Origin of the sequence: Streptomyces spongiae, assembly GCF_009377185.1 — a bacterium.
Taxonomy (GTDB): domain Bacteria; phylum Actinomycetota; class Actinomycetes; order Streptomycetales; family Streptomycetaceae; genus Streptomyces; species Streptomyces spongiae.
This window is the reverse complement of record NZ_VJZC01000336.1, coordinates 1-10,741: the sequence shown is the minus strand read 5'-3', so window position 1 is coordinate 10,741 and position 10,741 is coordinate 1. Positions and strand designations below refer to the sequence as shown.

Annotated in this window: 7 protein-coding genes; 3 read left to right on the top strand and 4 right to left on the bottom strand. The window is 68.8% G+C overall.

The window, feature by feature from the left end:
• Positions 1–373 precede the first annotated feature (373 nt).
• Entirely contained in the window at positions 374–1,210 is an 837-nt protein-coding gene (locus tag FNH08_RS32935) for an aldo/keto reductase (protein WP_322725900.1), read from the top strand.
• Between the two features lie 288 nt (positions 1,211–1,498).
• Positions 1,499–2,194 carry a glycoside hydrolase family 75 protein gene (locus tag FNH08_RS32930; RefSeq protein WP_322725899.1) on the top strand — a complete coding sequence of 232 codons (696 nt, stop codon included), beginning with the start codon at positions 1,499–1,501 and terminating at the stop codon, positions 2,192–2,194.
• Positions 2,195–2,257: 63 nt separating this feature from the next.
• Here the strand turns inward: FNH08_RS32930 and FNH08_RS32925 are convergent, their stop codons facing one another.
• From FNH08_RS32925 to FNH08_RS32910, 4 genes are all read right to left on the bottom strand, one after another.
• Positions 2,258–2,959, bottom strand: coding sequence for an SDR family oxidoreductase (locus FNH08_RS32925; RefSeq protein ID WP_152775186.1), 702 nt, complete (start codon positions 2,957–2,959; stop codon positions 2,258–2,260).
• A gap of 96 nt (positions 2,960–3,055) precedes the next feature.
• Positions 3,056–3,997: a class I SAM-dependent methyltransferase gene (locus FNH08_RS32920; RefSeq protein ID WP_152775185.1), complete on the bottom strand. Its 942-nt coding sequence runs from the start codon at positions 3,995–3,997 to the stop codon at positions 3,056–3,058.
• 236 nt (positions 3,998–4,233) lie between these two features.
• Positions 4,234–5,952, bottom strand: a complete 1,719-nt coding sequence (locus FNH08_RS32915) for a glycoside hydrolase family 6 protein (RefSeq protein ID WP_152775184.1) — start codon at positions 5,950–5,952, stop codon at positions 4,234–4,236.
• 39 nt (positions 5,953–5,991) lie between these two features.
• On the bottom strand, positions 5,992–7,479 hold the full coding sequence (locus FNH08_RS32910) for a cellulase family glycosylhydrolase (RefSeq protein WP_152775183.1): 1,488 nt from the start codon (positions 7,477–7,479) through the stop codon (positions 5,992–5,994).
• A gap of 255 nt (positions 7,480–7,734) precedes the next feature.
• Here FNH08_RS32910 and FNH08_RS32905 point away from each other — a divergent pair, with 255 nt between their 5' ends.
• On the top strand, positions 7,735–10,647 hold the full coding sequence (locus tag FNH08_RS32905; protein ID WP_152775182.1) for a glycoside hydrolase family 48 protein: 2,913 nt from the start codon (positions 7,735–7,737) through the stop codon (positions 10,645–10,647).
• Positions 10,648–10,741 lie beyond the last annotated feature (94 nt).

The following is a 10,741-nucleotide window of genomic DNA, read 5'->3' as shown; positions in this document are numbered from 1 at the left end:
GGCCGACGGCAGCGGCGGCCGCGCCGCCGAGCGCGGCGCCCAGGAGGTTCCTTCTCGTGGTGCTCATGACTGTTCACCTCGTCGTGAGTCGTGAGTCGTACGTCGTGAGTCGTGAGTCGTGAGTCGCGCATCGTGCTTCGCGAGTGGGGAGTTCACGTACATGACCGACGTTCACCGACGCGCCCGTCGGCGGGAGTACAGGGTGTCGGCACGACGATGACGGGTCAATGGTCCAGACCGATCTGACCGAACCCTCGGGTCCAATTCCGGCCAACCTGTGATTCGGACAACGCCTCCCCCGCTGAGGAATGCGAACGAGCCCGTGATCGTTGACGATGGGAGTACCACCCGACGACTGAAGGATCGAGAGCTCGTGAGCAGCAAGGTCCCCCCGATCACTCTGAACAACGGCGTCGAGATGCCCCAGCTGGGCTTCGGCGTCTGGCAGGTGCCGGACGACGAGGCGGAGCAGGCGGTCACCACCGCCCTGGAGGCCGGGTACCGCAGCATCGACACAGCCGCGATCTACGGCAACGAGGAGGGCACCGGCAAGGCGATCGCCGCCTCCGGTCTCCCCCGCGAGGACCTCTTCGTCACCACCAAGCTCTGGAACAGCGAGCAGGGGTACGACTCCACGCTGCGCGCCTTCGACGCGTCGCTGGAGAAGCTCGGCCTGGAGTTCGTGGACCTCTACCTGATCCACTGGCCGATGCCGGCCAAGAACACGTCCACCGAGACGTACAAGGCCTTCGAGAAGCTGTACGCGGACGGCCGCGCTCGCGCCATCGGTGTCTCCAACTTCCTTCCGGAGCACCTGGGGCAGCTGGCCGAGGCCACGTCCGTGGTCCCCGCGGTCAACCAGATCGAGCTGCACCCGCACCTCCAGCAGCACGCGGCCCGTGAGTACCACGCGGAGCAGGGCATCGCCACCGAGGCCTGGTCGCCGCTCGGCCAGGGCAAGGGCCTCCTGGAGGTCCCCGCCATCGTCGCCATCGCGCAGAAGCACGGCCGCACCCCGGCCCAGATCGTGCTGCGCTGGCACCTCCAGCTCGGCAACGTCGTGATCCCCAAGTCCGTGACCCCGTCCCGGATCAAGGAGAACATCGAGGTGTTCGGCTTCTCCCTCGACACGGAGGACATCGCCGCGATCAGCGCGCTGAACGAGGACCGGCGCCTCGGTCCGGACCCGGCCACGTTCAACACGGCCTGACGGACCCGCACGCGAAGCGCCCCGGAGCCCGGCCTTTCCGGTCGGACTCCGGGGCGCTTCGTATGCCCTGAGCGCACCCGCCGGGCCCGACAGACCGACGACTTGGTCCGTACCTTTACCGCGATTTTCCCTCACCCCTCGACCCGGTGGGCGACCTGGGCTTTCGTGACACCTCGACCAACTCCGGTGCACCGCAGGCCCATTGAGAGGGCTTGACGAGGCCCCGCGACTGGGCCCACCTTGTACGGCACCCGATAGGAAACTTTCCTAACAGAAGGGTCCCCCACAGTGCGCTCTCGAACACTGACCCTGACCGCGGCCGCCGCTGCCGCACTCCTGTCCACCGCGGCCCTCGCCGCGAACGCCTCCGGCACCCCACGCCCGGCATCGCCCCGGGAGGGCACGGTCAGCGCGGCCGACCTGCTCGCCAAGGTGACGTCCTGCTCCCAGATCTCGAACGGCAAGTACCGCACCGACGAGGAGACGTCGGCCACCGTCCCCGTGTGCGGCAAGAACGGCGCGGTGTTCTGGAAGGCCGACATGGACATCGACTGCGACGGCCAGCGCACCTCGAAGTGCAACGAGGACACCGACCCCTGGTACCAGGACGACACGGCGTTCCACCAGTCCGACGGAAAGCCGCTGCGCGCCGACTCGCTGCCGTACGTCGTCGTGCCCAGCTCCAGCAGCATCTGGAACTACTCGAGCGCGGGCATCAAGGGTGGCGGCGTCGTCGCGGTCATCTACAACAACAAGGTCGAGTACGCGGTCGTCGGCGACACCGGTCCCAACAAGATCATCGGCGAGGCCTCGTACGCCACCGCCAAGGACCTCGGCATCGACCCCGACCCGGAAAACGGCGGCACGGACTCCGGCGTGACGTACATCCTGTTCAAGAACTCGCAGGTGTCCCCCATCGAGAGCCACAGCGCGGCGGTCTCGCTGGGTGACCGGCTGGCGAAGCAGTTCCTCCAGAACAACTGACCCGGGAAGGGAGCGGGCCCGGTGCCGCGCGGAGCCGCGGTACCGGGCCATGGGCGTGCTGGATCAGTTGGGCTGCCCGATCGGCCGTACGACCATGGTGTTGACGTCGACACCGGCCGGCTGGCGGATCGCCCAGACGATCGAGTCGGCGAGCTGGTCGGCGGTGAGCAGATGGCCCGGCGGCAGGCTGCCGTAGTTGTCCCAGAACGGGGTCTCGACCCGGCCGGGCGCGACGAGGGTCACGCCCACGCCCCACTGGGTGACCTGACGGCGGGTGTTCTCGGCGAGCCCGGTGACGGCCCACTTGGTCGCCCCGTAGATGTTGCCCGGCGTGTTGACGAAACCGGCGACGCTGCCGACCAGCACGATCCGCCCCTTGGACTCCTTCAGGGCGTCGATGGAGGCCCTGATGAGGAGGGCGGGACCGAGCACATTGGTCAGCACCATCTCGGTCCACCCGGCCGGATCGCCCTCGGAGACCGTGTCGTGCGTGCCGAACCCGGCGTTGGCGACGACCGTGTCGAGCCGCCCGAACTCCTTCAGGGTCGTCTCGACGGCGCCCTGAACGCCGTCGTAGTCGGCGGCGTTCCCGACGACCGTCAACAGCCCTTCCGGGTCGCCGAGTTCGGCGGAGAAGGCCCGCAGCCGTTCCTCGCCCCGCCCGGTGACGGTCACCCGGTTCCCGGCGTCCAGCAACTGCCGTGCGACCGCGGCACCGATGCCGCTGCCACCACCCGTGATGAGTGCGACAGGAGAGTCGCTCATGATGATTACCCCCGCATGTGCGTTGTCGGTGACCGGAGTTCATCATTTGGAGCGCTCTCGAAGTCAAGAGCGGTGGACCGTGGGGAGACTCCGTCCTCAGCTCACGAGTTCCGCCTCCGCAGTGTGGATCGTGTGCGCCGCCAGGACGAAGACGTCCGGCCGGTGGTACAGGCTCACCTTGTCGTCGGGGTCGAGAAGCCGGTCGATGGTGGCGCGGTCGGACGCGTCGAGGTGTTCGCCGAGCGTGTCGCGGTGGAGCTGGAACACGCCGACGACGAACGCGCGGGCCTCGTGGGACAGCGGGGCGGGCAGGTCGAGCAGGAACGTGCGGCTGGTGGCACCGCGCAGGCCGACGCGGGTGAGCAGCCCCGCCCAGTCCTCGGTCTCCTCGACGGCCCCCGGGATGTCGAGCCGCATGGTCGTGAACCGTTCGGCCTCGACGGCTCCGAGGCGGGCCTGGAGACCGGGCCGGCCGATGCCGATGTCGCGGGGCAGGTAGCGGGCGGGGAGCCCGCCCTCCAGCAGCGCGACGGTGCCGCCGGGTGCCAGCCGCTCGGCGAAGGCCGCGAGGGCCGCCCGCTGGTCGGGGAGGTGGTGCAGGCTCCTGCTCGCCCAGAGCAGATCGACGGGGTAGTCCAGGTCACCGAGCACGTCCGGGAGGTCGCCCTCCAGCGTGCTGAACCGGTCGGCGATACCGAGGCGCTCGGCCCGCGCCCGGGCGCGTTCGAGGAGAGGGCCGGAGCCGTCCGCGGCGACCACTCGGGCGCCCGGGAACGCCTCGGCCAGCCCGCAGGTCACGACGCCGGGGCCGCTGCCCACGTCGACGACGAGCCCCGGATGGGGCTGCCGCTTGCTCAGCCAGGCCGCGGCCCGCGCGTACAGGGGCGAGAACAGCTCCGCCTCCGCCTCCAGCATCGGAGCCATGTCGGACCAGTCCCGGTCGGCGTGGTCGTGATGGTGGTCGTGTTGGTGGTCGTGTTGGTGGTCGTGTCGGTGGTCGCGGCGCTGATCATGGTCGTGGTCGTGATGGTGTCCCATGGTGGTGACCCTCTCGTCCGGATGCCCGCCAGCGTGCGCCGACGCACCGGGTCGCGGCAATTCCTGTTGCCGTATCGGCAATTCCGAGCGAGAGGGTCGCTTCCGCGGATCGCTTCCGCAGGTCGCTTCCGCGGATGGTGGTCCGCCGGGGGCCGACCCAGGATTCATGACCCCCGGCGGACGTCGTGCACCTGGCGCTCACCTGTCCGGGACGTGGGACCCGGACAGGTGTCGGCTCACAGCGCCGGGTACGCGTTCTTCATGAGCTCCTGGAACTGGGCCGAGAACCAGTGCCCGGACAGCGGCGAGTTCGGCAGCGCGCCCGACATGCTGTTGCCGTTGCGGGGGTTGCCCGTGTACGTCGGGTCGCACATGCGGTCGAAGCCCTTGCCCTCGTCGTTCGGGATGGCCGAGCTGGAGCCGTCGGACTCACCCGGGGGCTTCATCCACACGTACGCGTCGATCCCGGTCGCCGGGGATGCCTGCGGGCGCTCGCCGAGGCCGGCTCCGGACTGGTTGCACCAGTTGCCGATGTGGATGCGACGGTCGTAGCGCCCGCCGTTGACGTACGTGTCGACGCTGGTCGTCGCGCCCGGTCCGGTGGGCCGTGCGGTGCCGCCCCAGCCGTTGCGGGAGGTGTCGATCAGCATGCCGATACTGGAGTTGAAGCCGACCGAGACCAGCTGGTTACGGAAAGCCTGGGCGAAGGACTGCTCGTCGGTGTAGCGGTTCCAGTCGACCCACTTGGACTCGCGGACCGACTTGCCGGCCACGTTGTCGTTGATCGTGAAGTTGTTCTCCTTCAGGGCGCTGTAGTTGGCCGTGTTCGTGATGAAGCCATGGACGTCGTTCACCGTGGCGCCCTCGGCGGTCGCCGCCTCCTTGAAGGTGTTCGCGGAGGCACCGAAGTTGTCGTCCCAGCCGATCCAGCCGTGGTGGCCGGCGTCGACGTAGTTGTAGACGTTGGCCACGTCACCGAGCTTGTTGAGCGCGTAGCCGACGCCCTTGACGTAGTTGCCGTTGGCCTTCATCACGTCGCACTGCGGGGTGGCCGTCGGGCGGCTGCCGGTGTTGGTGACGAGGTTCGGCAGCGAGTCGATCTCGACGGTCGTGACGATCCGCAGCGAGGCGTACTTCGAGTCGGCGAGGATGGCCGCGATCGGGTCGATGTACTGGGTCTTGTACTTGTCGATCTCCGTCGGGCCGAGTTCGCCGTTGGAGGCGAGGGCCGCGCAGTCACGTCCGGGCAGGTTGTAGATGACCAGCTGGACGACGAGCTCGTCGGAGCCCTTCTGGCGGAGGGCCTCGTCGAGGTGGGCGCGCAGGCCCATGCCGCCGTTCACGCCGTTGATGGCGGCGATCCGGTCGAGCCAGACGCCCGTGGGCTGGCTGGAGATGCGGCTGCCGCCCGCCTCGGCGTTGGCCTTCGCCCGCCACTCGGGGTTCACGTACACCTTGGCGCCGGAGTACGGGTTGTCGACCCGCCCGGACGGGCCACCGGGGCCCGGGTTCCCGGGACCGCCGCTGCCGTCGTCCACGTTGCAGGTCACGCCGTCGAGCGTGAAGGTGGCGGGGATCGCGTTGGTGCCGCTGTAGGAGCCGTTGAAGCCGAAGCTGACCGAACCGCCGGTCGACAGCGGGCCGTTGTAGGTCTCGTTGGCGGCGGTCACGGCGGTGCCGCTCTGGCTGAGCTTGGCGTTCCAGCCGCTGGTGATCTTCTGGTTCCCGGCGTACGACCACTTCACGGCCCACGACGACTTGGCGGCGCCGTTGTTGGTGACCGTGACGGAGGCGGTGAAGCCGGAGTCCCACTGGTTCTGGATCTTGTAGTCGACGGTGCAGGGGACCGCCTTGACGCCGGTGTCGCCGGGGACGGCGGCCATGGCGGTCCCGGCCGCGCCGCCCACCAGTGCCAGGGCGGCGAGCAGTGCCGTTCTTGTTCGGGTACGACTCATCAGTGCGGGTTTCCTCTCCGTGGGGGCTATCCGTGGGGGCTATCCGTTGAGCGAGCGCAGGTGGTCGCGCAGCCCGATGCCGAAGGACGTGGGAGTCCCGTCGTAGTTGGAGATCAGGGCGGGCCCGGAACCGCAGTTCCAGGTGTTCCAGGTCCAGCCCAGATAGGAGAGCTTGCGGGCGTCGAACCACGCCATGACACGGTCGATGAAGGAGTGCGCGCAGGTGTTCTCGCCGATCTCCCCGGCGACCAGCGGGACCTGGGCCGCGACTGGGGCGAGCGTGGAGTCCCAGCAGCTCTCGTTCGAGCAGGTGTTGAAGTTGTAGACGTGCCAGGCGGCGGCGAGATTGCCCGTCGGGTCGTTGGGCTTGTACGTCAGCCACTGGCTCAGGTCGTTGGAGTAGGCGAGCCCGGCGGCCAGTATCACGTTCTTCGCGCCGGTGCCCCGGACGGCGTCGACCAGGTCCTGCATTCCGGCGACCTGGTAGGTGATGCCGGGGCAGGTGCCGCCGTCGCGCCAGCAGGTCCACGCCTGGGTGGCCGTGGAGGTGGCGCGGTCCGGGTAGGGCTCGTTGAACAGGTCGAAGACGACGGTCGGGTCGTCCTTGAAGGTGTTCGCGACCGAGGTCCAGAACGACGGGGTGTACTGCATGCTGGGCATCGGCTTCTGGCAGCTGGCGTGCACATCGGAGCAGCCGGCCGAGTTGCCCGTGTACTGGCCCCAGGACCAGTGCAGTTCGACCATCGGCGTCATGCCGTGCGCCTTCACCTTGGCCACCAGGTCCTTGACGGCGCTGATGTAGTTGGCGCCCGCGTACTCGGGCTTGATGTTGGACAGCCCGAGCCAGCACTCCTCGTTGAGCGGGATGCGTACGGTGTTGGCGTTCCAGTCGGCGATCGCCTTGACCGAGGCGTTGTCGACCGGGCCGTCCCAGATGCCGTAGCCCTGGACGCACGCGAACTCGCCGCCGGAGCGGTTGACGCCGAGCAGACGGCGGGTCGCGCCGCTCGCGTCGACGAGCTTGTTGCCGGACACCTTGAGCGCGGGCGGTCCGTCACCACTGGGTGGCGGATCCGTGGGCCCCGGGTCGGTCGGGTCCGGTGAGGGCCCCGCGTCCACGTTGCACGTCGTCCCGTTGAGCTTGAACGCCGCGGGCACGGCGTTGCTCCCCGACCCCGAGGCGATGAATCCGGCGCTGACGCTCCCGCCCGAGGGCAGCGAACCGTTCCAGCTCTCGTTGGCCGCGGTGACCGTCGTACCGGACTGGGACCACTTGGCGCTCCAGCCCTGGGTGACCTTCTGACCTCCGGTGAAGTCGAAGGTCAGACTCCAACTGCTCAGCGCCGCCTGGTTGTTGGTTATCTTCACGGCGCCCTGGAAGCCGGCGTCCCACTGGCTCGTGACGGAGTACTCCACCGTGCAGGCGGGCGCGGCACCGGACGCCGTGACCACCGGCGCCACCGCGGTGCCGACGAGGGCGACGGCTGCGGCGACGAGTAAAAGACCTGAACGCGGGGGGTGTCGCATGAGCGACTCCTTGCAGCTCTGGCGCGCCGTGACCGGCGCGTCGACTGATGGAATCGCTCCCACTGGTGTTGGGGGAAGGTAGCGCCAAGTGACGGTAAAGACCAGAGGTGGCGCCATCTTGCGCTCATCGAATCTTTTCGACTCTTCGAGCACCTTGACCCCTCTCACCCCCCTCCCCAATATGGGAGCGCTCCCACTGGTTCAAGGCTTGTTGCTCTCCCCCCACTTCTCCGAGCCGCATGGAGGAACCAGCGCATGCACCCCAGACGGAGACGTCGCACGCGGCGGCTGTGGACAGCCGTCGTGGCAGCTCTCGCACTCCCCTTCGCGATGCTGAGCACGGGTTCAACTCCCGCTCGGGCAGCGGCAGTTCAGTGCAGCGTCGACTACAAGACCAATGACTGGGGCTCCGGATTCACGGCCGAGCTCACGATCAGCAACCGGGGCACGGAGGCGATCTCCGGCTGGACCCTGACCTACGACTACACGGGCAACCAGAAGCTCAGCAACGGCTGGAGCGGCACCTGGTCGCAGTCCGGCACGACGGTGACGGCGAAGAACGCGTCCTGGAACGGGACGATCGCCGTCGGAGCCGCCGTCACCACGGGCGCCCAGTTCACCTACAGCGGCAGCAACGCCGCGCCCACCAACTTCGCGATCAACGGCACGACCTGCGCCGGCGCGCACCAGCCGCCGATCGCCGTGCTGACCAGCCCGGCCGCGGGCGCCGTCTACGCGCAGGGCGACGCGGTGCCGCTCGCCGCCACCGCCGCGGCGGCCGACGGCGCGACCATCAGCAAGGTCGAGTTCTACGACGACACCAGGCTGCTGGGCGCGGACACGAGCTCCCCCTACACGCTCTCCGTCTCGAATTTGACCGTGGGCAGTCATTCGCTGGTGGCGAAGGCGTACGACAGCCTGGGCGCGTCGGCGGACTCCACGCCGGTCGGCATCACGGTCGCCTCGGGCCCCGCCGTGGTGGCCTCGCCTCCCCAACTGGGCGTGCAGCAGGGCAAGACGGGCACGTACGAGGTGAAACTTTCGACGCAGCCGTCGTCGAACGTGACGGTGACGACGTCGAGGGCGAGCGGCAACTCGGGCCTGTCCGTCACCGGTGGCGCCTCCCTCACCTTCACCCCGCAGAACTGGAGCACCGCGCAGAAGGTGACCATCACCGCCGCCGCCTCCGGCACCGGCTCGGCGACCTTCGAGTCCGCCGCCACCGGGCACGCCAAGGCCGCGGTGACGGTGACGCAGCTGGCCGCGTCGAAGGAGTACGACGCCCGCTTCCTGGAGATGTACGGCAAGATCACCAACCCGGCGAACGGCTACTTCTCCCCCGAGGGCATCCCGTACCACTCGGTGGAGACGCTGATCGTCGAGGCGCCGGACCACGGCCACGAGACCACGTCGGAGGCGTACAGCTACCTGCTGTGGCTGCAGGCCATGTACGGCAAGGTGACGGGTGACTGGTCCAAGTTCAACGGCGCCTGGGAGATCATGGAGAAGTACATGATCCCCACGAAGGCGGACCAGCCGACCAACTCGTTCTACAACGCGTCCAAGCCGGCCACCTACGCGCCCGAGTACGACACCCCGAACGAGTACCCGGCGCGGCTCGACACCGGCGTCTCGGTCGGTCAGGACCCGATCGCCGCCGAGCTGAAGAGCGCGTACGGCACGGACGACGTGTACGGCATGCACTGGCTGCAGGACGTCGACAACGTCTACGGCTACGGCAACTCGCCCGGCAAGTGCGAGGCCGGCCCGTCCGACACCGGCCCGTCGTACATCAACACCTTCCAGCGCGGCCCGCAGGAGTCGGTGTGGGAGACCGTCCCGCAGCCCACCTGCGACGCGTTCAAGTACGGCGGCAAGAACGGGTACCTGGACCTGTTCACCGGCGACGCGTCGTACGCCAAGCAGTGGAAGTTCACCAACGCCCCCGACGCCGACGCTCGGGCCGTGCAGGCCGCCTACTGGGCCGACAAGTGGGCCAAGGAGCAGGGCAAGGGCGGTGACGTCTCCGCGGTCGTCGGCAAGGCCGCGAAGATGGGCGACTACCTGCGCTACGCCATGTACGACAAGTACTTCAAGAAGATCGGCAACTGTGTGGGGGCCTCGTCCTGCCCGGCGGGCACCGGCAAGGACTCCTCGCACTACCTGCTGTCCTGGTACTACGCGTGGGGCGGCGCCACCGACTCCTCGGCGGGCTGGGCCTGGCGCATCGGCTCCAGCCACGCGCACGGCGGCTACCAGAACCCGCTCGCCGCGTACGCGCTGAGCAACTACGCGCCGCTGAAGCCCAAGTCGACGACCGGGCAGGCGGACTGGGCCAAGTCCCTGGAGCGGCAGGTCGAGTTCTACCGCTGGCTCCAGTCGAACGAGGGTGCCATCGCGGGCGGTGCGACCAACAGCTGGGGCGGGAGGTACGCCACTCCGCCGACCGGCAAGCCGACCTTCTACGGCATGTACTACGACGAGAAGCCCGTGTACCACGACCCGCCGTCCAACCAGTGGTTCGGCTTCCAGGCGTGGTCCATGGAGCGCGTCGCCGAGTACTACCAGCAGACGGGCAACGCGGCCGCGAAGACGGTCCTCGACAAGTGGGTCGACTGGGCGCTGTCCAAGACCACGGTCAACCCGGACGGCACGTACCGCATCCCGTCGACGCTCCAGTGGTCGGGCGCCCCCGACACCTGGAACGCCTCGAACCCCGGCTCCAACAGCGGGCTTCACGTCACCGTCGCCGACTACACCGACGACGTGGGCGTGGCGGCGGCGTACGCCAAGACGCTGACGTACTACGCGGACCGTTCCGGTGACGCCGACGCGGCCCGCGTGGCGAAGGCGCTGCTGGACGGCATGTGGGACAACCACCAGGACGCGCTCGGCATCGCCGTCCCGGAGACCCGCGCCGACTACAACCGCTTCGACGACGGCCTCTACGTCCCGAGCGGCTGGACCGGCACCATGCCCAACGGCGACACGATCAACTCGTCGTCGACCTTCGACTCGATCCGCTCGTTCTACGAGGACGACCCGGCCTGGTCGAAGATCGAGGCGTACCTGGCGGGCGGAGCCGCGCCCTCCTTCACGTACCACCGGTTCTGGGCCCAGGCGGACATCGCCCTGGCCATGGGCTCGTACGCGGAGCTCCTCGAGTAACGCCCCGCCAAGAGTTCTGCGTACCGGGCGGGCCGTGACGCCCACGAGACGTCAGGGCCCCAAGGCCGGGCGGACCCGTCCCATCGGGTCCGCC